This window comes from Bradyrhizobium sp. HKCCYLRH1034, assembly GCF_051168375.1.
GTDB lineage: Bacteria > Pseudomonadota > Alphaproteobacteria > Rhizobiales > Xanthobacteraceae > Bradyrhizobium.
The window spans coordinates 477276-500167 of sequence record NZ_JBNPUW010000004.1 but is presented as its reverse complement, the minus strand read 5'-3'; the positions used below and the strand labels follow the sequence as shown (position 1 = coordinate 500167).

Sequence of the window (22892 nt, the reverse complement as noted above, 5' to 3'; positions counted from 1 at the left end):
TCATCGAATTCCAGTAAGGCCTTTTTGGCAAGGCGTTCGCGCCAGTGGAGCCAGCATGTCTGCAAGCTATGGCGCCGTGATCAACCGGCTGCTCAACGGCGTCGGCTTCCAACTCATTCGCCAATCGACGCTCCATCAGCTGGTCTCGTTGGCCCGCAATGGACATGCAAGCGAGCAGGACAACGAGGCAGGACCGAACGACGCCGCCGAAGTCGATCCCGCGCGATTGGACAACGAAGGTGAGGATCAGGTCCCAACGGATTCGCAAGCCAGCGAACTGACGGAGACGGTATCGGCCAGCTATCTCCAGAACCTGCAGCGCGAGAGTTTGGCGCTTCGTGAGATGTCGACCGAGCTCATCAAGCTCAAGCTGCAACTGGCCGGAGCGAACGACGGCACCTACACGAGCGAGCCCTCGACTCCGGACGTTGCCGGCCCCCGGCTCTACACGCCCGTATACGACTACGCGGGACTGCGGACCGATCCCGCGATCGTGCACAACCATGACTTCATGCGGGATCCCCGCTTCGTCGCCGCCTACGAACGTGGCGTCGCCGCCGAGGGCTATGAGCCTCGCTATTTTTGGCGGACGCATGTTGCGCTCTGGTGCGCCAGCATCGGCGTCAGCCTTGGCGGCGATTTCGTCGAATGCGGCGTATGTCGCGGCATGCTCAGCTCTTCAATCATGCACTATCTCGACTGGAACAACCTCCAACGTCGATTTTTTCTGTTTGATACGTTTACCGGTGTCGACGAGCGCCTCGTCACCGATGAGGAGGCCGCAAGCGGCAACCTCGGCTACTTCAGAGAGATGTACAAGACCGACATCTACGAGGATGCCGTTCGCAACTTCGCCGAATACGACAACGTCGAAATCATTCGTGGCAGTGTCCCATCGAGCCTGTCGACCGTCGACATCAATGCCATCGCTTATCTGTCGATCGACATGAACAATGTCACGCCCGAGATCGCGGCCATCGACCACTTCTGGAGCAAGCTCCAGCCCGGCGCCCCGGTCCTGCTCGACGATTATGGTTTCGTCCGCTACGAAGCCCAGAAGCGTGCATTCGACGCTTGGGCCTCTCAGCATGGCGTCGCCATTCTCGCGCTTCCCACAGGGCAAGGCCTGATCATCAAGCCACCATCGGCGCCGGGGGCTGTGCGCCGGAAGCGGCGCCGCATAGCTCCATTTTTGTACGCCGCCACCGTGAAGCGGTTTTTTGGGATGACGACGGCGTAAGGTTGTCCACATGCCGACTGGCCAGTTCGGCCAATCCAAGGCACAATCGAGCGTTGCAGTCTTTGATTTATTGCCGGGGCGCTTCGATGAATTGGGCAAGAACAGTCGTCGCGATTCCATTGGCTGCCATTGCCTTGTCGGGTTGCATCACGACATCGATGCAGGGATATGCCGACCGACAATTGCCGGCGAAGCCGATCGGCCGCATGGTCGCTTACGTCTCTGGACCCGGTCCGCTCGTCACGAGCATTCAAACCAACATCGCCGAGGAGGCGCGGAAACGCGGCGTCGTCGCTGACGACGCGCTGATGCTGTTCCCACCGACACGGACCTACACCAATGCCGAGGTTCAGCAGGGACTCGCGCGTGACGCGATTGAAGGCGTCCTCGTCATCAGCGTGGGCGATAGCGGTGTGCAGCAACAATACGCCGGGACGATCTTGTCGGGCCAATACACCGGAACATCGAGCTCGATCGGTATCGTCAACACCTTCGACAACACGTCGACCATATCCATGAATGGGACGTCATCAGGCATGGTGGTTGCCACCGCGACGCCGAGCGTCAGACCACGTTCACGGCCCGGCTTCTTGAGGCAAGCACCGGACGAAACCTTTGGGTTGGAAATGGTCAGGTCAACGACGGCGGCCTTCTGTTCGTCGGCGATGGCGCAAATGCTTCGAGCTCAGTAGCGGCGATTTTTGACGACCTGCAGCGCAAGGGCATCATCGGATCATCGAGTTGATCAGGAGCGGCTTCATGAGTCTCCCGTAACCCACCCCATCGGGGTTATTACGTGCAGTGCACCGCAATTCGAATTCTTATCGTCTCGGCCCGAGCTACCCCTCGGCAGGTCTTTAGCCGCGACTTGCCGTCGGAAGTAAGAACGGCGCCGTCATGTCACGCTAAACGGTAAACAGGCCCATGAATGACGATGAAATCGCTCGGCGCAAGACGCTCACGTTCGCTCAGGCAGAGGGTGAAGAACCACTGCCTTCTCAGTTGAAGCGAACCGAAGTGAGTCGGAAACTAAGGGCCATTCTTTGGAGCTACATACACACCGAACTTGGACGCACGTCCGTTCGGAATACGTATGCGTACGTCGGCGGAAATTGGAAGAATGCGCTGATGCATGCGCATGTGCACCTTTTCCACCTGCCGATCGATGAATTTGACGCTCGTTTCTCGCGCGCTACGGAGGAAGTGAAGTCGGTGATCATGAGAGGAAACTGGTTGACGTTCTACGGTTGGATTGATCACATTCTCCGCCTCAAGCCAACACCTCAATTCTCACATGACATTCAGCGCATCCTAACCTCCTGTCTATCACATTACCGGGTTGTAGATGGCGCCATCCTCTGCCCCCTCGGTTCCGATGAGGAAGCCGCGACGGTCGAGCGCGCTTTCGTAGACCTGAAGGTCGCTCCCGGATTGACCGGCGGACGGGAGCATCTTCGGCTCGCAAGTCAGGCTTTGACCGCGGGCAACTTCGCGGATAGCGTACGAGAAAGTATGCACGCCGTAGAATCTGTAGTTCGCATGCTTGAGCCTCATGCCGATTTCAGCAAGGCTTTGGCGAACCTCGAAACGAAGACCAACATACATGGCGCGTTGAAGAAGGGATTTCTCGCGATATATGGCTTCACGAGCGACGAGCAAGGAATTCGGCACGCGTTACTAGACAAGGGCGCGCCCGATGTCGACGAGGCAGATGCCTTGTTCATGATTGGGGCCTGTTCCGCCTTCATTTCCTATCTCTTGCACAAAGCACGAGTAACGGGCCTTTTTGACTAGAATTACGGTGACAGTGCTGGACCGCCCCCCCTTAAGTGAGACACAGATAATTTCTGTGACAGGCATTTCGAGGACCTGTGGCAGCAAGAGGGACTTACGGTGACAGTGCACAATATTAGCCGTCGCTTTCACCCAGCTAATTAGTACACTATCACCGTAATCCCCATCGAAACCGGTCAGCGCAACATGGCGATGCTGGAGCAGGCCGTGATCAAGGCCAATACCGTGATGCCCGGGCGAGCGTTACGGCGGACACTCCATCTGGCCCTTCCCGACCGACCAGGCCGGCGCAGCGAAGACCTACACGATCGTGATCGCCGTAGGGACCCGATCTGCACGTCGTCGAGGTGTCACAGGCGCCTGCGGGGGCGTGACGAAGGGTTCGCAAGGAAAGAGCGACGCTGTGCTGAATAGCCCTCTCTTGCGCGACTGTCAGGAGGCTGAACTACTTGATTAAGCGTGCTGGCACCTTATTTCCGCTCGAATAAGCGGCGCTCCAATAGGCGAAAATTACGATCGCCATCCGGCCTCTCATATCGGTCTCGATACACTAGCAAGACCTGATCTGCCTCGCCGGGTGAAAGGTTGCTGATGATCTTCGCTGCCGTCTCCGGATTACACTCATGGATGCGACGTACGGTTGCTTCCGGGGTCTCAAGGAGCATGGTCATGTACCTTTCAAAAAGGGGGGGGCTAAATATTCCTCAGACCTGATCTTCTTGTCCATCCCCGCCTATACGGAATGCGCGGTTCGACGATTTCCGCCCCGCCAAACCAAACATTGTGTTTTGTGTGCTGTCACCGTATCCCGCGTATCGTGGGCGAAAAGCCGTGACGATACTCGATCAACAGGTGAGCCGATCCGTCGGCTGATCGAGATCAAGCTGAAGACGAAGAGGAGCGAGTTGACATGAACACGGCATTATGCGCAACAGCTGCAGCTATATCGGCAATTGTAATGCAGGTTGCCTTCCAGATGTCGGCGGCATACGCCCAGACGTACTATTGCGATCGCCCGCGAAAGCCGTCTTGTGTCGACGCAATGGCCATAAGTCGTGATGAAGTGACTTTTCAAACGTGTCGGGATGAAGTGGAGCGCTATCAAAGAAGATCTGTTGAATATCAGGATTGTCTGCGAATGGAATTTGACGATATGGCGTCGGAGAGAAAAAAGCAGATTGATCGCTTTAACTCGTGCGCGCAGAATACTTATTGCTATTAGTGCGCCGAGACGATGGGGCGGCCTGCTGCATTCAAGCCAATGACGAAAGATCCGTCCCTTACCTGCCGGAGGGATCGACCTCCATCACGACCTTCGCTACGGGATAACGCCAGTCGTTCTTCGGGTTACGGTAACAGTGCACTAAACTTCCGTCGACGTCAGGTAACGCGGCCGCACTGCCTTAGCCCCTCACCCGCTCACCGCAAACCCAAGCACCAGCTGCTTCGGGCTCTGCTTGAATTCCTTGATCACCGCGGCCCGGACCTTCTCCGACAGCTCCGGCAGCGGCTTGGCGGTGTAGAGCTTGGGGAAGGTCACCATGACCGACGTCAGCGTGCCGTTGTTCCAGTTGAAGCCGACTGCGGGACGCACGCCGGTTTCGGCGAGGAGGTCGGCTTCGACAGCCCGGCTGTAGGCAAGTCCGTTTTGAACGGCGTCGACCATCCCGCAGCCGGCGAGGCATGCGATCAGGGGGATCAGCGCGAGGGCTCTCATGGTCGTCCACTCCAGGGTTCAGCGTCCGGCGACGCGCCGTCGCCACGCATGGCGCCTGCCGAGGTTGCAGCGGCCGGCCAGCATGAAATGCGGCCACGGCCGGATCATGGCGCGACGGCGCAAGGTTTTCCAGCGTGACGCGCCGGGACAGGTTAGACTGGCGTGAGCCATCCATGAAGGCGGACAATCGTCAGGCATTGGCGTGCATGGTGCTGATCGCTGTCCTGATGGTCGCGCTCCTGTCGGCCAAGTATCAAGTATGACGACTGCCGGTGGCGCGGACAGTCCGAAACCGAGTGCTTGCGGCAGGCCCGGGGACTGCCTCCGGTCGGGCGGCCTTGAGCGAGAATTCCGGTGCGCAAATTTGACCCCGCTACTTGGCGCGGCAGTTTCATGCACCGTCACCGCAACTGCCGTAACCGCCAATGACGAAAAATCCGCTCCCTTACCCGCCGGGGGCATCGGCCTCCAGCACGACCTTCGCCACGGGATAACGCCAGTCGTTCTTCGTGTTGTCGGCGGCGGCATCGATGCCTGCCACGATGACCGCACCAAGGATCCCGCCATTGACGCCGCTGGCCAGACGAGCCTGGCGCGTCGCATCGAAGGGTGCGACCGTGATCATTCGCTTTTGATAGCCGGGCTTTTGGCAGGTCACGGCAAGCGTGCTCGACTGTCCGCGATAGAGCGGCACGCGCACCTTCGCGGGGCTCGTCATGGTTGCGCTGAAACCGGAGGCTTCCAGTGAGCAGGAGGCCCCGGCCATCTCGACCTCGCCTCCTCCGCCGGGATTGTGAAAAGTCCGCACTTCCACAAGCTGGTCACCCGCGAACTCGGGCACGCTTGCGTCGGTTCGGCGCTTCGGCTCGTAGACGTCGATTCCTCGGCTGCCCGTGCTGGACCTGATGTCGGTCACATTGTTGACCGCAAGCGGCGCAGCACACCCGCCAAGGCACGCCCCTCCAAGGATGGCCACCCAGGTGGCCATCCAACGCAAATAGTCCATTTGAGCCCCCACAGCACCCCTACTGTTGTTGACTAGCGGTAGCAGGGGCCGATCTGGGGAACAATAGCCGCAACCTTAGGGGGAATAGAGCGACTATCAAAAACCGATGACGTTGCCGACAGGACACAGTCGCTGTCGTCCCCCAGCATCAAATACGTCGGTGGTCATGTGTCAGACGATCGCCGGCGGCGGGAATTCAGGGTCATCAACATGACGCGGTTGCTCCGCCACGACCTTCCTCGCGATCAATGCCAAGGCGGCGCGTTCGGTACCCGCGCAGGTTGCGGTGACCGGTGGGCATTCCCGGATCATGGCGCGACGGCGCTGCGCTTTCCAGCAACATGTGCTGTGAGGATGCGCGGACAGACTTATTTCATCAGGCCGCTCAACACGATCACCTCTGTCCAGTCCGCTTCTGAAAAATATTCCTCTTCCATTTTTCCGAAATTCATGATTGACTGTCCCCATCCCGTGCTCCTCGAGAGGGGCGGATCGCGATCGTCACGGACGTTGGGCGCGGGATGCGGTGGCCGCAGGCGGGTCGCAGCGTGCTTGAGGCGCGCGGACGAACGACTCCGTGCGGACGCGAAATCGCGTGGTCCTGGCGCCCCGAAGCTGGCGCCAAGTCCTCCGGGGAATGATGACCCCGAGGGCGACGGTGGCTAACGAGCCGGACACCGGGGAGATCGCGTATAAGCGTGAAGACCATCGCGCGGGGAATGCCGGGTTGATCCGGCTGAACCTGTGGTGACTGCCGCCTGCTTTTTCTTCTGCAGGCGGGCCATGGGTGAGGCCCTCACCCGGCATTCCCCGCGCCCTCTGTTTCATGGGGGCGAGACGACCAGCAAAGCTCGGGCGCGCAAGGCGTCGCGATGACGGTCGAACACGTCCCCTGCCCCGCCCCCCCCTGCAACGTGATGAGGTTCAGATGATCAGGCCGATCGGTCGTCATGCGGCGGGACTGAGCGCCGGCGCCCGTTGCGTCCCTGCGGTGCGGACGCACGCGGCTTGCAATCACCGGCTGCCGGGAGCGCGCGCACGAACAGCAACAAGATCTTACATGGCGACATCCGACCTGCGCAAAAGCGCCGCGTCCGCGGCGTGTGTTCGCATGTGTGGCCGCACGCGATCGAACCGATGGCGATCGTCGCGGTGCAGCCGCGATCGCGTCAACCGTATCGTGAGGAAGTCCCGATGTCGTCACCCACGCCCACAGGACGGCGGGCCATGCTCGTCCTGCTCGCCGTTCTCCTCCTCGGCAACATCGCCGCCATCATCGCCTGGCCGTCGCATTGCGGCACGAGCCCACGGCTCACGATCGGCGGGGTCATGCTCGCCGGCTGCGGCGAGGCCGACGCTGCCGGCCCTCGCCTCGAGGCGATGCAGCGGCCGCATCGGGCGTCCGAGCCGGTTGAAATGGCGAGGGCTCCCTGACATCGTGGCCATCACCCGTGTTCAGCGATCAGCAGCCCGCCGAGATCGAGCGCGGCGATGCGCCGAGGCTGCTGCCGCGCCTTGCGGGCTGATGCGCCTCGTCTCGCCCAAGGAGCTTCCCCGATGTCCTACGCCTTCCTCTTGACCTCGCTGATCGTGGTGGCCTCGCCCGGCACCGGCGTGCTCTACACGCTCGCGGTGGCGCTGACGAAGGGGTCGCGGATGAGCGTCGCCGCGGCGTTCGGCTGCACGCTCGGCATCATCCCGGCGATGCTCGCCGCGATCGTCGGGCTTGCCGCCGTGCTGCACACCAGCGCGCTGGCCTTCGCCGCGCTGAAATGGTGTGGCGTTGCGTATCTCTTGTACATGGCCTGGCAGACGCTCGGTGAGCGTGGCGCGCTCTCGGTCGAGGCCAAGGATGACGCGAAGGACGCGGCGCGCTCTGCCGGGCGCGTGGTGCTGACCGGCTTTTTGATCAACATCCTCAATCCCAAGCTGTCGATCTTCTTCCTCGCCTTCCTGCCGCAGTTCATCGCCGCGGACGACGTGCATCCGCTCGCCGCCATGCTCGAGCTGTCGGGCACGTTCATGGCGATGACGTTTGCAGTGTTCGTGGTCTACGGGCTGTTCGCCTCAGCGGTGCGCGATCGCGTTGTCAGCCGCCCCCGGGTGATGGCGTGGCTGCGCCGGGCGTTCGCCGGCGGCTTCGCCCTGCTCGGCGCGCGGCTGGCGCTGAGCGAGCGCTGAGGTGGTCGCGCTGGGGCGAAGCGGTCGCGGATGACGAGACAATCCTCAGCCACACGAAGTTGGTCAATTTGTTACTCGTCATGCCCGGGCTTGTCCCGCCTGCGCGGCCGAAGGCGCTTCGGCGCGGCGAAGGCCCGGGCATCCATGGCGTTCCAAGGCCGCCGATCGACGTGGATGGCCGGGACAAGCCCGGCCATGACGGTGTGGAGCGAGTGCGCCACAAACCTTAAGCCGGGTACGCGACCGCACTCCGCCGTTAGGCGTACCATCAAAAAGCGAGACCCGCCTGAAGCCATTGGCTCCAGACGGGTCTCATCAGTTCAGCAGTTCACCCGGCAGAGATCAGCCGAACTGGTTCATCGTGTTGTGCGCGCCGCCGGCCTTCAGGGCCTTCTCGCCGGCGAAGTACTCCTTGTGGTCGTCGCCGATGTCGGAGCCGGCCATGTTCTGGTGCTTGACGCAGGCGATGCCCTGGCGGATCTCGGCGCGCTGGACGTTCTTGACGTAGCCCAGCATGCCCTGCTCGCCGAAGTACTCGCGGGCGAGGTTGTCGGTCGAGAGCGCGGCCGTGTGGTAGGTCGGCAGTGTGATCAGGTGGTGGAAGATGCCGGCGCGCTTGGCCGAATCCGCCTGGAAGGTGCGGATGCGCTCGTCGGCTTCCTTCGCCAGCGGGGTGTCGTCGTACTCCGCCTTCATCAGCTCGGCGCGGTTGTACTTGCTGACGTCCTGGCCCGCCTCCTTCATCGCGTCATAGACCTGCCAACGGAAGTTGAGGGTCCAGTTGAACGACGGCGAGTTGTTGTAGGCGAGCTTGGCGTTCGGGATCACCTTGCGGATGCGGTCGACCATCTTGGCGATCTGCTCGATATGCGGCTTCTCGGTCTCGATCCACAACAGGTCGGCGCCGTTCTGCAGCGAGGTGATGCAGTCGAGCACGCAGCGGTCCTCACCGGTGCCGGGACGGAACTGGTAGAGGTTGGAGGGCAGCCGCTTCGGACGCAGCATCTTGCCGTCGCGGTTGATGATGACGTCGCCGTTGCGGGCGTTCTCGGGCGTGACCTCCTCGCAGTCGAGGAAGCTGTTGTACTGGTCGCCGAGATCGCCGGGCTGGCTAGAGAAGGCGATCTGCTGCGTCAGGCCGGCGCCGAGCGAGTCGGTGCGGGTGACGATGATGCCGTCCTCGACGCCGAGCTCCAGGAAGGCGTGGCGGCAGGCGCGGATCTTGGCCAGGAAGACGTCATGCGGCACGGTGACCTTGCCGTCCTGATGGCCGCACTGCTTCTCGTCAGAGACCTGGTTCTCGATCTGCAGCGCGCAGGCGCCCGCCTCGATCATCTTCTTGGCGAGCAGATACGTCGCCTCGGCATTGCCGAAGCCGGCGTCGATGTCGGCGATCACAGGGACGACGTGGGTCTGGAAGCCGTCGATCTTGGCGATGATCTCGGTCTCCTTCGCCTTGTCGCCGGCCTTGCGGGCCGCGTCGAGGCTGCGGAACAGGTCATTGAGCTCGCGCGAGTCGGCCTGGCGCAGGAAGGTGTAGAGCTCCTCGATCAGCGCGGGCACCGAGGTCTTCTCATGCATCGACTGGTCCGGCAGCGGGCCGAACTCGGAGCGCAGCGCCGCGATCATCCAGCCCGAGAGATAGAGGTAGCGGCGGTCGGTCTTGCCGAAATGCTTCTTGATCGAGATCAGCTTCTGCTGCGCGATGAAGCCATGCCAGCAGCCCAGCGACTGGGTGTACTTGGTGCTATCATTGTCATAGGCGGCCATGTCGGCGCGCATCACGGCCGCGGTGTAGCGGGCGACGTCGAGGCCGGTCCTGAAGCGGTTCTGCAGGCGCATGCGCGCCACGGCTTCGGCGGTGACGCCGTTCCAGGTCGGGTTGGTCTCGAGCAGCGCACGCGCCGCCTCGACCTCGGCCTGGTAGGACGAGGGGCCCTGGAGAGCCTGGTCGTTCAGTCCACGCGGTTGAAAGTTCATGTCCGTGATCCCTTGGTTAAGGACAACCTGGGACCTGTTGTAAGCACCCGGCGCCGGCGGACCAGACATTGCGCGGAAAACTTGTCACACTTTACAAACTTCTCGTGTATAGCTGTAAGGAGATTACAAGACCGGAATTTGGCCATGACCACCGCCACGGCACGATCGATCTTCATGGGCCCGCGCCTGCGCCGGCTCCGGCGCGAGCTCGGCCTGACCCAGGCCGACATGGCCGCGGACCTCGAAATCTCAGCGCCTTACGTGGCGCTCCTGGAGCGGAACCAGAGGCCGGTGACGGCCGACATGCTGCTGCGGCTGGCGCGGACCTACAAGATCGACCTCGCCGATCTCGCCGGCGACGGCGGCGCCGACCACACCGCGCGGATGCAGTCGGTCCTGAAGGATCCGATGTTCTCCGACATCGACATCCCCGCGCTGGAGATCAGCGATCTCGCCGTCAGCTATCCCGGCATGACCGAGGCCTTCCTGCGCCTCTACACGGCGTATCGCGAGGAGCAGCTCGCGCTGGCCGAGCAGCGCGCTCCGGTGCCGGCCGGCAGCGCGCCGCGCGTTGGCAATGACGGCTTCGACGCCAACGATCCCGTCGCCGATGTCCGCCGCTTCCTCGCCGCCCGCCGTAACAACTTTGCCCAGCTCGACGATGCCGCCGAGCGGCTGGCGCAGGCCATCTTCCAGGGGGCGCCGACGGGGGCTCCGCAGGTCTCCGCCGGGCCGGCCGGCTTCATCGAGCGCTTTCGCGCCCGGCATAATCTCCAGGTCCGCTACATGCCGCCGAACGTGATGCTCGGCTCGCTCAGGCGGCTCGACCTGCACCGCCGTCAGTTGCTGATCGAGGACTCGCTGGACAGCGCGAGCCTGAAATTCGAGCTCGCCCGGCAGCTCGCTTATCTCGAGCTCGACACCGAAATCGGCGCGGCACTCGAGGATGGCAAGTTCGCCAGCAAGACCGCCGAGCTGCTGGCGCGCCGCGCGCTCGCGGCCTACGCGGCGGCTGCGATCATCATGCCCTATTCGATCTTCGCCAAAGCCGTCGATGCCAGGGCCTACGATCTCGAGGCGCTGGCGCGGCAGTTCGGCACCAGCTTCGAGCAGACGGCGCATCGCGTCACCACCCTGCAGAAGCCGGGCGCGGAGCGGATCCCGTTCTTCCTGATCCGCGTCGATCCCGCCGGCAACGTGTCGAAGCTGCTCGACGGCGCCGGCTTCCCGTTCGCCCGGCATGGCGGCGCCTGCCCGCTGTGGTCGGTGCACGGCATCTTCAAGACGCCGCGCCAGATCGTGACGCAATGGCTGGAGCTGCCGGACGGCCGCCGCTTCTTCTCGATCGCGCGCACGGTGACCGCCGGCGGTGGCTCCTACGGCGCGGTGCGCGTCGAGCGGGCGATTGCGGTCGGCTGCGCCGCCGAGCATGCGGGGCAGCTGATCTATACCCGCGACGGCCACGGGCCTGACGCCGACGCGCCGACGCCGATCGGCGTCGCCTGCCGGGTCTGCCACCGGCCGAAATGCGCGGCACGCTCCGCGCCGCCGATCGGGCGCGAGATCCTGCCGGACGATTTCAGGACGTCGTCGGTTCCGTTCGGGTTTTCGGCGGATTGAGCAGGGGATGGTCGTGGAACCAGGAACTGGTCGGTCCCTGGCCGTGGGCGATAATCCACCGGATCGGGCTGCAAATCGGCGCGGGACGCCATGGCCCTTGACGGAACAGCCATAAACCGGACAAAGATTGCGCCAAAATGTCGCGGCGGAGGTTGGCCATGAGATACGTCGACGGCGTTGTGATGTTCCTCAGCCTGTGGCTGCTGGCATCGATGGTTCTGGACGCCGTGACGCCGCCCGAGCTGAACTTCTACATGATCGGCCCGATCATTGCGCCGGCCGCGATCATCACCGGCTTCCTGTACTGGCTCCGCATCCCCTCGCGCGACTTCGTGCTGGCGTCCGCAGCCATCTGGATGGTCTGCGAGATGACGATGGAGATGGTCACCCCCAAGCCGCTGTCGCCGCTGCTGGCGGTGGCCGCCGTCGCGCCGCTGCTGGTGGCCGGCATCCTTCTGCACGTCCAGCACTGGCGCCAATCGCGCGGCCGCTTGCCACCGCCCGCTTCGGCGCCGCCGACCAATCTGTCGGACTCCTCCCATGCGATGTCGAGCCGGCGGCCGTTCTGAGCCGCGCGACGCCGCGGCAATGGCGGATAGCGTGCAGATTTTCCGTTGTTCTACGGGACCGAATGTTTACGAGGAAATCAGAAACCCCCTCTTAAGTTCCGCGGGTCCATCTGTAGCCGACACACCAGCCGCGCGGGGACCATGCTGAACGAACTTCTCGTGATCGAAGATGCCGACGTTCATCTGTCGATCCTGCGCAAGATCGCCGTGCAGGCAGGCTTTGCGACGACCGGCGTGAACTCGGTCGACGGCGCGATGAGCGTGCTGCGCCGGCGCAATTTCGAATGCATCACGCTCGACCTGAATCTCGGCGAGCGCTCCGGCACCGAGGTGTTGCAGCTGTTGGCGGACATCAAATCCCGCACCCCGGTGCTGATCATCAGCGGCTCCGACGATCAAACCCGCGACGTCACGGTCCGCGCCGGCAAGATCCTCGGCCTGAACGTCTATCCGCCGTTCTCCAAGCCGGTCGACCTCGCTTTGCTCCGACAGACGCTGCGCCAGATCGCCGCCGACACCGACCGGCAGCGCCTCGTCAAAGCCAGCATCCGCTAGCCCGAACGCACGCTCGTTTTCCCGCTTGATCCAGATCAAGGCGCCATACCTCTGCCGCTTGTTGGCTGCAGAGGGGCGAGCGGAAATGAGATGCGATGACGGCAGCGAATTCGGCCAACGAAGCAGAAGCAGTTGTGAACGAGGCGACGCCCTATGAGCTCGTCGGCGGCGAAGCCGGCGTGCGCCGTCTGGCGGAGCGCTTTTACACCATCATGGACCAGGAGCCCGGCGCCAGCCGCATCCGCGCGATGCACGACGCCGATCTCGGTCCGATCAAGCAGTTGCTGTTCGAATTTCTCAGTGGATGGCTGGGCGGGCCAGCGCTTTATTTCGAGCGGGCCGAACATCGCTGCATCATGTCCGCGCACCGTCCGTATCCGATCGGCGACGCCGAGCGCGACGAGTGGATGACATGCATGCGCCGCGCGATGTTCGATTGCGACATCACCGGCGACATGTATGCGTTGCTGGATCAAGCGTTCCTGCGGATGGCGAATGCGTTCCGGAGCCGCAAGGCGAGCTGACAGGAACGCCCGTCAGCCCGACTTGGTGGCGGCCTCCCGCGCCAGACGCTCGGCCCTGAGCCGCTCGCGGTTGGCGTAAAAGGCCCGCTGGGCCGCCTCGTGATCGCGCATGGCCTGCTCGGCATCAGCCCTGCGGGTGGCGTCACGCGCCCGACGCTCTTCCGGCGTGAGGACGCGAGGCTGTCTGTCTGTGCTATCGTAAGGCATGGGCAGATAACGCCCAAGCGGCCGGGATGTTCCCAGCATACGATGGTTCAGTCCGACTTTCGTGGAAACAGCTGGTCGCGGATGTAGCGCGACGTCGGCGTCAGGCTGAGTCCGTAGGGCTTTTGCCACACCGCGCGGTCGATCTCCTTCTTGTCTCCGATCTCCAGGCGCCCTTTGGCATGCTTGGCGATGAAGATGGCGTCGCTCATCTTGCGACCCGAGCGCTTGTTTTTGGCGGTGACTTCCTTCCATAGCCGCAGCCGGCCGAGCTTGAGCTTGGGAAGCTCCTCCTTGATTTCGCGCTTCAGGCAGTCCTTCGCCGTCTCCTGCGCGCGTTTGCGGCCACCCGGAAACATCCAGCGCCCGTCGGCCCGGCGCCGGACCAGGAGAACCCTTCCGCCCTTGGCGGCAACCAGCTTGGACGCCTTGGTCATGGCCCCGGAGCTCTCACCTCTCGAACAGTGACGAACAATGAAGTGGAGTCTATCAAGATTCGCTCCAACTCCCGCTCCGGAGCTTTGCGGAGATTCGGCCAGAGCTCCGCAGCGGCCAACCAAGCTCACTGCAGCGCTCCGACCGTCGGCAGCGCTCAGTAGCAGGAGCGCGGATCGACCGCCACATACTCTCCCGACGGATATCGATAGTAGCAATTGCCCTGCGACAGATAGTAGCCTGGTCGCGCCGCAGCCGTAGCGCCGGCGATCGCGCCGGTGGCACCACCAAGCACGGCGCCCGCCGCGGCACCGCCCGCCTTGCCGGTGAGGATACCGCCGAGCACCCCGCCGATGATCGCGCCCCCGAGCGCGCTGGCGCCCGGATCGACTTCGGCCGGAGGCGGCGCCGGCTCGTAGGCAACCGGCGGGGGCGCCTCGTAGGCCGCCGACGGCGCATAGACCACATCGTCAGCATAGTCCTCCGACACGTAGGTCGGCGGCCCTTCCATGGGCTCGGGATAATAGTACCAGACGCCGCCGACGTCCCACCACCAGCCAGGGCGGCCGTTGTGAACCTCGTGCCGCCATCGGCCACCCTCCCAGCCGACCCGGCCGCGATAAGACTGCCCACCATAGTCGCGCACCGCGACCCGGCCGTGCGCATAACGCGCATCCGGTCCCCGCCCGGCCATCGCCGGACCAGGGCCCGGGCCGTGGCCCGCTGCGAAGCCCTGACCGGCTCCCGGCGGACGTCCCTGAGGGCCAACGGCAGCCCGCGGCGGTGCGCCCGGCTGTGCTCCCTGCGGCTGGCCGGCCATGGGGCCGGCTTGCCGCGGGATCTGGACATGGGGCTGGCCGGCCGGTTGCCCACCCTGGGTCGGCGCTTGGCGAATGACACCCGGCGGGCGGGCCTGGGGCGAATGCCCGGCGCCAGGACCAGCCTGGTCCTGGGTTTGCGCCCAGGCTTGGGCGGGGATCACGACCGCGGTCAGGATCACGATCGCGGGCAGCCACCGTGTGCTCTGGTTGGACAACGTCATTCTCCCCTACCCTTGATCGCCCGCCGTCTGCGCTGGTTGCCGCGCACGCGGGGTGTGATGCGGATTGATGATCCCGGATCGCCGGCTTCGGCGTGGATGGTCCGGACACACCATAGTTTGCGCGACAAACGGGTAAAATCCCGACTAATTTGCGGCCAAGTCAACCTCCTGCCGTCAGGTTAGCCGAGACGCCGGCTGATTCGCCGCTCCGATCATGCAAACTCGCCGGCGCGGCCTTGCCGATCCGGTACGGGCAGATCGGCGGTCACCGGTCAGGCACGATCACATTGCAGTTGGTTCGTCCCGACATCAGGCAATCCTGCATCCGGCTTGCGGAGGTCAAGCTGCGGGCCAGCCACAAGCCGAAGGCCACGACGAGCGCCGCGAACACGAGTGCCGCCACGGCGCCACGTCTATCCGGCCCCTGCGTACTCATCGCCGGTGCGCCTAGGCGGCACGCAGGCCAGCGGCCTCACCGTGCGGTTGCTGCTGCTGGCGCGATGCCGGCGAGATCGATTCGATCCGGGTACAGCTCGTCACCCAGAACAGCTGCCCGCATTCCCATTCGGAACCCAGCACACCGGCCGAAACGGGCCTCGGGCGGGCGAGGACCGCCGTCATCACGCATGCGCTGACCACGAGAGCGACGAGCGCGAGGCCGAGCGCCATGCGCCCGCGGCGAACAGAGGTCATGCCGGTCAACTCCGTTGGATGTCGCACCCGGGCGGTGCGCTGGTGCCCGCGAGGCGTGAAGCGACTCACGGCCGGCCGACCTGCGTCAGCGACGGGGATGGTTACATAGCCTCCGGCGAGCGCCATGCAAGCGCCAGGCAGGACGGATGTGGAGGAGCGGCGATAAAGCATTTGTCATCGACGCATGCGATCCTATACACACGGGCTCGCGTCGGCCTCCGCTCGTGTTCACGATCTCGTGGAAGAATTGCCTGGCGGCGCGTGCAGCCCCTGACCGACCACACCCTGATCGAACACCCAAATAGCGAAGTGACGACGTCTCCATGAGAGGATTCAAGGAACCTGGATTTGCCGATCGGCAGAAGGCCGCGCAGCAGGCCCGCCAGAGCATCGTGCAGAAGTTCAAATCGCAGCCGGGACCGGACGATCCCGAAGTCGTGAAGCGACGGCAGGAGCGCGAGGCCGCCGCCGCCCGCCGCGAGCAGCAGCGATTGGAGCGCGAGGCCGCCAAGGCTGAGCAGCAGCGTCTCGAGGAAGAGGCCAAGGCCGCCGAGAGTGCCCGGCTTGCGCGCGAGGCGGAAGAAGAAGCCGCCCGCTTGGCCGAGATGGAAGCCGAGCAGAAGGCGAAGCGTGATGCGCGCTACGCCGCGCGCAAGGCCCGTGGAAAGAAGAAGTAAGCAGCGACGCCGCCGCCACCAGACCTGCGCGTCGTCGCGTCCGGCATCGCGCGACTCCTCAATTCATCGGCGATGGGACTGATACGGTCGTCCCATCGCACGATGCCGTGCGAGACGAGCTAGTTCTTCTTCATCATGCCGTCGTCCTTCTTCATCCCGTCCTTGGACATGGCATCGTCCTTCTTCATGGCGTCTTTCGCCATCGAGTCCTTCTTCATGCCGTCGTGGGACATCGCGCCCTTTTTCATCCCATCGTCCTTGCTCATCTTGTCTTCCGCGAAGGCCGCCGGCGCGACGGCCACGTTGAACGCGAGGGCGGCAGCGGAGATACCGAGGATGAGGCGGCTACGATTGGTCATGATGATCGCTCCTTCGTATGACGGGGTTCGACGGCGACGGACGCGCCGTTCTTGGATATCGACGTTCCGATGAAGGCGATTGTTACGAGCGCGGGCGAGAATTTTGTTCGATCAAATTTGACTCGAATGCGTCCCGTTCCGGAATCGAGGACACAATTTTGCCCGGCAAGACCATGTTAGTACAACCGCGCAAGGGATTCACAGGCCGGTACGTGCGCCGCAGCAATATGTCGCTTCCCATGCATTTGGCCTCGAACGAACTGTCTAGTTCGGCTAGAGGTAAGCTCGACAGATTGGCTGGTATAAGTCACGCCAACGAACCGGGTCGGGAACCCAACCAGAAGTTGTTCAGGGGAAATCTCATGCTCACACGCCGTCATGTCATCGCATCCGCGCTCGCTGCGCCGGCCATGCTGCGTTTTGGAACCGGTACGGCCCACGCAGCAACGACGCTGAAGATCTCTCACCAGTTTCCCGGCGGCACCATTGACAAGGGCGATTTCCGCGACCGGCTCTGCCGGGTGTTCTCCGAGGAGGTTGCGAAGCGCTCCGGCGGCGAGATCGCGACCGAGATCTATCCCAACTCCTCGCTCATCAAGACCGTCGCGCAGTTCTCGGCCATGCGGAAGGGCGCGCTCGACATCAGCCTCTATCCGATGCCTTACGCCGGCGGCGAAGTGCCTGAGACCAACATCGCGCTGATGCCGGGTCTGGTCACGACCTACGACCAGGGCATGCGCTGGAAGAATGAGCCGGTCGGCAAGACGCTGAGCGATTTTCTGGCCGACAAGGGCATCATCCTGCTGACCTGGGTCTGGCAGGCGGGCGGCGTTGCCAGCCGATCGCGGCCGCTGGTGACGCCGGAGGACGCCAAGGGCATGAAGGTGCGCGGCGGCTCGCGCGAGATGGACATGGTGCTGCAGACCGCCGGCGCCTCGGTGCTGTCGGTGCCATCGAACGAAATCTACACCGCGATGCAGACCGGCGCCTGCGATGCCGGCATCACCTCGTCGACCAGCCTGATCTCGTTCCGCCTGGAGGAAGTGTCGAAGGCCCTGACCTCCGGCGCCAAGGCGTCGTACTGGTTCATGCTCGAGCCGCTGATGATGTCCAAGGCCTCGTTCGACAAGTTGCCGAAGAACCAGCAGGACATCCTCCTCGCGGTCGGCGCGGAGATGGAGGCGTTCGGGCGCAAGGGCGCGCAGGACGACGACATCGAAGTTGCCAAGGTCTACGAAAAGGCGGGCGCGAAGGTTGTGGAGCTCGATGTCCAGACCGTCAATAAATGGCGCGACATTGCCCGTGACACGGCCTGGAAGGACTATGGCGGCAAGTCTGCGAACTGCGCCAAGCTCCTCAAGCTCGCTTCCGACGTCGCGGCCTGATTGATGCACGCGCCCGTTATCGATACCGAGGCCACGACAGCCATCGGCGCCAGCGGTCCGCTGGCGCCGCTCCAGCGTGTTGTCTCGCTGCTCAATCGCATCATCGTGGTTCTGGCCGCGTTCGCACTGGTCGCGGCCTGCCTCATCCTGAGCTACAGCGTGGCGGGCCGTGCACTGTTCAAGGCCGCCAACTACTGGCAGGACGAAGCCGCCGTGTTCTTGCTCGTCGGCGCCACCTTCATGACTGCGGCCTATGTGCAGGAGCATCGCGGCCACGTCAGCATCGAAGCCTTCGTTGGGCTGATGTCGCCGCTCGCCAACAAGATCAGGCTCTGGCTGGTCGACGTCGCGAGCTTTTTGTTTTGTGCCTTCTTCACTTGGAAATCCTGGACCCTGACACATGAGGCCTGGGTCGATGGTCAGGTCTCGAATTCGATGTGGTCGCCGCCGCTGGCGATTCCTTACGGCCTGATGGCCGCCGGGATGACCCTGCTGTGCCTGCAGATGCTGCTGCAGATCGTGGCTCCGCTGACCGGAGCGCGTCGATGAGCGTGTTCGGAATTGGGGTTGCCTACGGACTCTCGACCCTGTTTGCGATGTTCGCGGGCATGCCGATCGCGTTCGCGCTCGGCGCCGTGGCCGTCGTGTTCATGGCCATCTACATGCCTGCCGCGTCGCTCGATACGGTCACGCAGAACGTCTACGAGGAAATGGCGTCGATCACGCTGCTATCGATCCCGCTGTTCATCCTCAAGGGCGCGGCGATCGGCCGCTCCCGCGCAGGCCAGGACCTCTACTCGGCGCTGCATGCGTGGCTGCATCGCGTGCCCGGCGGATTGGGCGTCGCCAACGTGTTCGCCTGCGCGCTGTTCGCGGCGATGGCGGGATCATCCCCCGCGACCTGCTCGGCGATCGGCTCGGCCGGAATTCCCGAGATGCGCAAGCGCGGCTATTCCGGGGGCTTCGCCGCCGGTATCATCGCGGCCGGCGGCACGCTCGGCATTCTGCTGCCGCCCTCGATTACGATGATCCTGTTCGCGATCGCGGCGGAGAAATCGCTGGGACGGCTGTTCCTGGCCGGTATCGGCCCCGGGCTGCTGCTGGTGACCCTGTTCGGCGTCTATTCGGTGGTGCGCTTCCGGCAGGAATATGCGCGCGCGAAAGCCGTCTATGAGAAATCGGGCGCGTGGTCGGACATCCTGACCAAGGACGATTTTACGATGGCGCAGCGCTTCTCCGTGCTGCCACGCGTGATTCCGTTCGTGCTGCTGCTGACCGGCGTCATGGTCGCGCTCTATGGCGGCCTCGCCACGCCATCGGAAACAGCCGGTCTCGGTGGCATCCTCGCGCTCGTGCTGATCGCGATCATCTACCGCGTCTGGAGCCCGGCCGATCTCGCGCCCATCATGAAGGCGACGCTGCGCGAATCGACCATGCTGATGCTGATCATCGGCATGTCGCTGCTGTACTCCTACGTGATGAGCTACCTGCACATCTCGCAGTCGGTGGCGGAGTCCATCGTGGCGATGCACCTGCCGCGCTGGGAACTGTTGTTCGCGATCCTGCTGATGGTGGTCGTGCTCGGCTTCTTCCTGCCGCCGGTATCGATCATCCTGATGACTGCCCCGATCATCCTGCCGCCTCTGCGGGCAGCAAACTTCGACATCATCTGGTTCGGCGTGGTGATGACGATCGTGATGGAGATGGGCCTGATTCACCCGCCGGTGGGTCTGAACATCTTCGTCATCAGGAACGTCGCGCCGGACATCCCGCTGCGCGAGGTGATCTGGGGCACGCTGCCGTTCGTGCTGCTGATGATGGCCGCCGTGCTGCTGCTCTGCTTCGTGCCGCAGATCTCGACGGCGCTGCCGGATCTCGTGATGGGGCCGGATCTCAGCCGCTGACGCGGCCCGTGAATGGCGAATAGGGAGTAGCGAATAGCGATCTAGCGAGTGGGCCCCCTATTCACTACTCGCCATTCGCTATTCGCCTGTTCTTCGCGTTCAGCGCCGCTGCAACACGGCTCACGGGTGGCCGACCGAGCAGCCGGCTCATGTCGTTGGTGGCGGCCAGCAGTTTCGTCATGTCGACGCCGGTGCCGATGCCCATGCCTTCGAGCATGTAGACGACGTCCTCGGTCGCGACGTTGCCAGTCGCGCCCGGCGCGAACGGGCAGCCGCCGAGGCCGCCGGCCGCGGCATCGATGACGCGGACGCCCTCCTCCATGCCCGCATAGAGATTGGCCAGCGCCTGGCCGTAGGTGTCGTGGAAATGCATCGCCAGATGCGTCACCGGCACATCGTCGCAGACGGCGCGCAGCATCTGCTTGGCCTTGAGCGGCGTCCCGACACCGATCGTGTCACCCAGCGAGACCTCGTAGCAGCCCAGATCCCACAGCGCCTTGGCTACGCCGGCTACGGCCTGCGGCTTGATCTCACCTTCATAGGGACAGCCAAGCGCGCAGGAGACGTAGCCGCGCACCTTGATGCCGTCGGTCCTGGCGTGGGCGATCACCGGCTTGAAGCGCTCCAGCGACTCCGCGATCGAACAGTTGATGTTGGCGCGGGAGAAGCTTTCGGAGGCCGCAGTGAACACGGAAATCACCCTGGCGCCGGCGGCGCGCGCGGCCTCATAGCCCTTCACATTGGGCACCAGCACATGGAATTCGCCGGGCAGTGCAGCCACGCTGCGCATGACCTCGTCCGAGCCCACCATCTGCGGGATCGCCTTGGGCGAGACGAAGGCGCCGACCTCGACCGTGGTCAGGCCCGCCGCGACCAGCGCGCGGATGAAGGCGATGCGATCGGCGACGCTGATCGACATCTTCTCGTTCTGCAGGCCGTCCCGCGGGCCCATTTCGATGATGCGCACGCTCTCGCTCATGCCGACCTCTTCGGTTCGAGGATCAGGCGGACGGTTCGAGGTCCGCCAGTTCGACGCCTTCCTGCACGATGTCGCCGACCTTGCACTTGATCGCCTTGAGCCGGCCTGCGAACGGCGCCCGCAGGGTCTGCTCCATCTTCATGACTTCGAGCGTCAGGATCGCCGCACCCTTCTCCAGGACGGCGCCTTCCTGCGCAAGCAGCGCCACGACGGTCCCTGGCAACGGTGCCACGATCTTGTCCTCGCCGGCCTGCTCCTCGTCGTCACCGCCGAACGGATCGATCCAATGCAGATCGAAACGGCCGTTGCGGGTCCGCAGGTACAGCTCATGGCCCTCGATGACGGCCACCACATGGGATTTGACGCCGTCGCACACAAGGTCGAAGCCGCCGTCATCAGTCGGAAGTGCCGAGAACGAGGTCTCACGACCCTCGATCGACAGGCGCTGCACGCTGGGACCATAGGCCAGCGTGGCGGTCCGCGGTTCATTCGCCGCGCTTTGGCGGAACGAGAACACGCGCTGCCGCAGCCCCACCGGCATCCAACCGGATGCGCGCCACGGCGAGCCTTGCTCCTTGGCCGCGGTCTGCTCGCCGATGAGAATGGCCGCGACGGCGGCACTGAGCTCGAGGTCGCCGGCCACCGCCCCCGACGGGGTCAGATGTGTCAGATGGCGCTCGATGAAACCGGTGTCGATCGCGTTCGCCACGACGTCGGGATGCGTTAGCAGCGACGACAGGAACGGGATGTTGCTGACGATACCTCGGACGTCGGTGTCCTCAAGGCCGCGGTTGAGCCGCTCGATCGCGACCTCGCGGGTCGGCGCCCAGGCGATCATCTTGGCGAGCATCGCGTCGTAATAGGGCGAGACCACATCGCTCTCGCGATAGCCGGCATCGATGCGCAGGCCGCCGGTTTCAGCGGGAAGCCGCCAGGTCTTGATCGTGCCGACCGAGGGCATGAAATTCTTGGCGGGATTCTCCGCGTAGACGCGTGCCTCGATGGCATGGCCATGCAAGCGGATCTGGTCCTGCGTCAGCGGCAGCGCTTCGCCGAAGGCGACGCGCAACTGCCATTCGACGAGATCGACGCCGGTGATCAACTCGGTGACGGGATGCTCGACCTGCAGGCGCGTGTTCATCTCTATGAAGAACACGTCGCGGCCGTCGGAGACGAACTCGATGGTGCCCGCCCCGACATAGTTGACCGCGCCGGCCGCGCGACGCGCCGCGGCGCAGACCGTCTCCCGCTGCTCCGGCGTCAGCGTCGGCGACGGCGCCTCCTCGATCACCTTCTGGTGCCGACGCTGCAAGGTGCATTCGCGCTCGAACAGCGACACCAGATTGCCGTGGCTGTCGCCGATGATCTGCACCTCGATGTGGCGCGGGTTCTGGACGAATTTCTCGATCAGCACACGGTCGTCGCCAAACGCCGCCTTGGCCTCGCGCTTGGCGCTGGTGACGGCATCAGCGAGATCGCCGGCTGCATTGACCACGCGCATGCCGCGGCCGCCGCCACCGGCGGAGGCCTTGATCAGAACGGGAAAGCCGATCCGCGCGGCTTCATTGGCGAGCGTCGCCTCGTCCTGCGCCTCGCCGTGATAGCCGGGCACCAGCGGCACGCCGGCCTGCTCCATCAGGAATTTGGAGCCGGACTTGGAACCCATCGCGGTGATCATCGCGGCCGTCGGCCCGACGAACACCAGGCCCGCGTCGAGACAGGTCTGCGCGAATTCGGCGCTCTCGGACAGGAAGCCATAGCCGGGATGAACCGCCTCGGCGCCTGTCTGCCTCGCAGCCTCGATCAAGCGCTCGATGTTGAGATAGGAATCGCGGGCGCGTGCGGGGCCGAGCAGCACCGCCTCGTCGGCGAGCGCGACATGCAGCGCGTTTCGATCCGCCTCGGAGTAGACCGCGACGGTCTTCAATCCCATCGCGCGTGCCGTGCGGATGACGCGCACGGCGATCTCGCCGCGGTTGGCGATCAGGAGCTTGCGAAAACGACGATACAATCCGGGACGAGCCATGA

Annotated in this window: 25 protein-coding genes; 13 read left to right on the top strand and 12 right to left on the bottom strand. The window is 64.0% G+C overall.

Annotated elements, in window-relative coordinates; all coding sequences use genetic code 11:
- Positions 1-55: 55 nt before the first annotated feature.
- The 3 genes from ACQR0W_RS12650 (at position 56) to ACQR0W_RS12640 (ending at position 3034) form a co-directional block, all read left to right on the top strand.
- Positions 56-1240 (top strand): TylF/MycF/NovP-related O-methyltransferase, encoded by a 1185-nt coding sequence (locus ACQR0W_RS12650; protein ID WP_316170501.1) that lies wholly within the window; start codon positions 56-58, stop codon positions 1238-1240.
- Between the two features lie 86 nt (positions 1241-1326).
- Positions 1327-1932, top strand: a complete 606-nt coding sequence (locus ACQR0W_RS12645) for a hypothetical protein (protein ID WP_316170500.1) — start codon at positions 1327-1329, stop codon at positions 1930-1932.
- Between the two features lie 232 nt (positions 1933-2164).
- A complete protein-coding gene (locus ACQR0W_RS12640; protein WP_315826922.1) occupies positions 2165-3034 on the top strand; it encodes an AbiJ-NTD4 domain-containing protein in 870 nt (289 codons plus the stop codon).
- A 1411-nt stretch (positions 3035-4445) separates the two neighbouring features.
- Here the strand turns inward: ACQR0W_RS12640 and ACQR0W_RS12635 are convergent.
- The 3 genes from ACQR0W_RS12635 to ACQR0W_RS12625 all read right to left on the bottom strand — a co-directional run bounded on the left by ACQR0W_RS12635 (position 4446) and on the right by ACQR0W_RS12625 (position 6225).
- Positions 4446-4751, bottom strand: coding sequence for a hypothetical protein (locus ACQR0W_RS12635; RefSeq protein WP_315712035.1), 306 nt, complete (start codon positions 4749-4751; stop codon positions 4446-4448).
- 445 nt (positions 4752-5196) lie between these two features.
- Positions 5197-5757 (bottom strand): hypothetical protein, encoded by a 561-nt coding sequence (locus ACQR0W_RS12630; RefSeq protein WP_315751620.1) that lies wholly within the window; start codon positions 5755-5757, stop codon positions 5197-5199.
- Positions 5758-5928: 171 nt separating this feature from the next.
- Positions 5929-6225, bottom strand: a complete 297-nt coding sequence (locus ACQR0W_RS12625; protein ID WP_316170499.1) for a hypothetical protein — start codon at positions 6223-6225, stop codon at positions 5929-5931.
- Positions 6226-6984: 759 nt separating this feature from the next.
- On the opposite strand from ACQR0W_RS12625, the gene ACQR0W_RS12620 reads away from it, so the two are divergent.
- The gene (locus ACQR0W_RS12620) at positions 6985-7191 is read left to right on the top strand and encodes a hypothetical protein (protein ID WP_315751621.1); all 207 of its coding nucleotides are present in this window, start codon (positions 6985-6987) and stop codon (positions 7189-7191) included.
- Between the two features lie 123 nt (positions 7192-7314).
- Positions 7315-7938, top strand: coding sequence for a LysE family translocator (locus ACQR0W_RS12615; protein WP_315826918.1), 624 nt, complete (start codon positions 7315-7317; stop codon positions 7936-7938).
- Positions 7939-8280: 342 nt separating this feature from the next.
- On the opposite strand, the gene ACQR0W_RS12610 is transcribed toward ACQR0W_RS12615, so the two are convergent.
- A complete protein-coding gene (locus ACQR0W_RS12610) occupies positions 8281-9918 on the bottom strand; it encodes an isocitrate lyase (protein WP_315751623.1) in 1638 nt (545 codons plus the stop codon).
- Between the two features lie 144 nt (positions 9919-10062).
- On the opposite strand from ACQR0W_RS12610, the gene ACQR0W_RS12605 reads away from it, so the two are divergent.
- From ACQR0W_RS12605 to ACQR0W_RS12590, 4 genes are all read left to right on the top strand, one after another.
- Entirely contained in the window at positions 10063-11538 is a 1476-nt protein-coding gene (locus tag ACQR0W_RS12605) for a helix-turn-helix domain-containing protein (protein ID WP_315826916.1), read from the top strand.
- A 158-nt stretch (positions 11539-11696) separates the two neighbouring features.
- A complete protein-coding gene (locus ACQR0W_RS12600) occupies positions 11697-12107 on the top strand; it encodes a hypothetical protein (protein ID WP_316170498.1) in 411 nt (136 codons plus the stop codon).
- Between the two features lie 141 nt (positions 12108-12248).
- The gene (locus ACQR0W_RS12595) at positions 12249-12662 is read left to right on the top strand and encodes a response regulator (protein ID WP_315712626.1); all 414 of its coding nucleotides are present in this window, start codon (positions 12249-12251) and stop codon (positions 12660-12662) included.
- 95 nt (positions 12663-12757) lie between these two features.
- On the top strand, positions 12758-13186 hold the full coding sequence (locus ACQR0W_RS12590; protein WP_316164804.1) for a group II truncated hemoglobin: 429 nt from the start codon (positions 12758-12760) through the stop codon (positions 13184-13186).
- Positions 13187-13198: 12 nt separating this feature from the next.
- Here ACQR0W_RS12590 and ACQR0W_RS12585 read toward each other — a convergent pair whose 3' ends face one another.
- From ACQR0W_RS12585 to ACQR0W_RS12565, 5 genes are all read right to left on the bottom strand, one after another.
- Positions 13199-13393, bottom strand: coding sequence for a hypothetical protein (locus ACQR0W_RS12585; RefSeq protein WP_315712046.1), 195 nt, complete (start codon positions 13391-13393; stop codon positions 13199-13201).
- A 47-nt stretch (positions 13394-13440) separates the two neighbouring features.
- Positions 13441-13827 (bottom strand): NUDIX hydrolase, encoded by a 387-nt coding sequence (locus tag ACQR0W_RS12580; RefSeq protein ID WP_315712048.1) that lies wholly within the window; start codon positions 13825-13827, stop codon positions 13441-13443.
- A 155-nt stretch (positions 13828-13982) separates the two neighbouring features.
- Entirely contained in the window at positions 13983-14867 is an 885-nt protein-coding gene (locus ACQR0W_RS12575; protein WP_410051227.1) for a hypothetical protein, read from the bottom strand.
- A gap of 265 nt (positions 14868-15132) precedes the next feature.
- Entirely contained in the window at positions 15133-15270 is a 138-nt protein-coding gene (locus ACQR0W_RS12570) for a hypothetical protein (RefSeq protein WP_315826914.1), read from the bottom strand.
- Positions 15271-15314: 44 nt separating this feature from the next.
- Positions 15315-15560 carry a hypothetical protein gene (locus ACQR0W_RS12565; protein WP_315712050.1) on the bottom strand — a complete coding sequence of 82 codons (246 nt, stop codon included), beginning with the start codon at positions 15558-15560 and terminating at the stop codon, positions 15315-15317.
- Between the two features lie 323 nt (positions 15561-15883).
- Here ACQR0W_RS12565 and ACQR0W_RS12560 point away from each other — a divergent pair, with 323 nt between their 5' ends.
- Complete coding sequence (locus tag ACQR0W_RS12560) at positions 15884-16237, top strand: DUF6481 family protein (RefSeq protein ID WP_315712052.1); 354 nt, start codon at positions 15884-15886, stop codon at positions 16235-16237.
- Between the two features lie 119 nt (positions 16238-16356).
- Here the strand turns inward: ACQR0W_RS12560 and ACQR0W_RS12555 are convergent, their stop codons facing one another.
- On the bottom strand, positions 16357-16596 hold the full coding sequence (locus ACQR0W_RS12555) for a pentapeptide MXKDX repeat protein (protein WP_315755521.1): 240 nt from the start codon (positions 16594-16596) through the stop codon (positions 16357-16359).
- Positions 16597-16958: 362 nt separating this feature from the next.
- Between ACQR0W_RS12555 and ACQR0W_RS12550 the strand changes: the two genes are divergently transcribed.
- Genes ACQR0W_RS12550 through ACQR0W_RS12540 form a run of 3 tightly spaced genes read left to right on the top strand, consistent with a single transcriptional unit; the run spans position 16959 to position 19885 of the window.
- Positions 16959-17981: a TRAP transporter substrate-binding protein gene (locus tag ACQR0W_RS12550; RefSeq protein ID WP_315712055.1), complete on the top strand. Its 1023-nt coding sequence runs from the start codon at positions 16959-16961 to the stop codon at positions 17979-17981.
- 3 nt (positions 17982-17984) lie between these two features.
- Complete coding sequence (locus ACQR0W_RS12545) at positions 17985-18530, top strand: TRAP transporter small permease (RefSeq protein WP_315751628.1); 546 nt, start codon at positions 17985-17987, stop codon at positions 18528-18530.
- Entirely contained in the window at positions 18527-19885 is a 1359-nt protein-coding gene (locus ACQR0W_RS12540; protein WP_315712058.1) for a TRAP transporter large permease, read from the top strand. The genes ACQR0W_RS12545 and ACQR0W_RS12540 overlap by 4 nt, the downstream gene beginning before the upstream one ends.
- Positions 19886-19949: 64 nt before the next feature.
- Here the strand turns inward: ACQR0W_RS12540 and ACQR0W_RS12535 are convergent, their stop codons facing one another.
- Together ACQR0W_RS12535 and ACQR0W_RS12530 are read right to left on the bottom strand one after the other, a co-directional pair.
- Positions 19950-20864: a hydroxymethylglutaryl-CoA lyase gene (locus tag ACQR0W_RS12535; RefSeq protein ID WP_316170497.1), complete on the bottom strand. Its 915-nt coding sequence runs from the start codon at positions 20862-20864 to the stop codon at positions 19950-19952.
- A gap of 22 nt (positions 20865-20886) precedes the next feature.
- Complete coding sequence (locus ACQR0W_RS12530) at positions 20887-22890, bottom strand: acetyl/propionyl/methylcrotonyl-CoA carboxylase subunit alpha (protein WP_316186951.1); 2004 nt, start codon at positions 22888-22890, stop codon at positions 20887-20889.
- Positions 22891-22892: the final 2 nt, after the last annotated feature.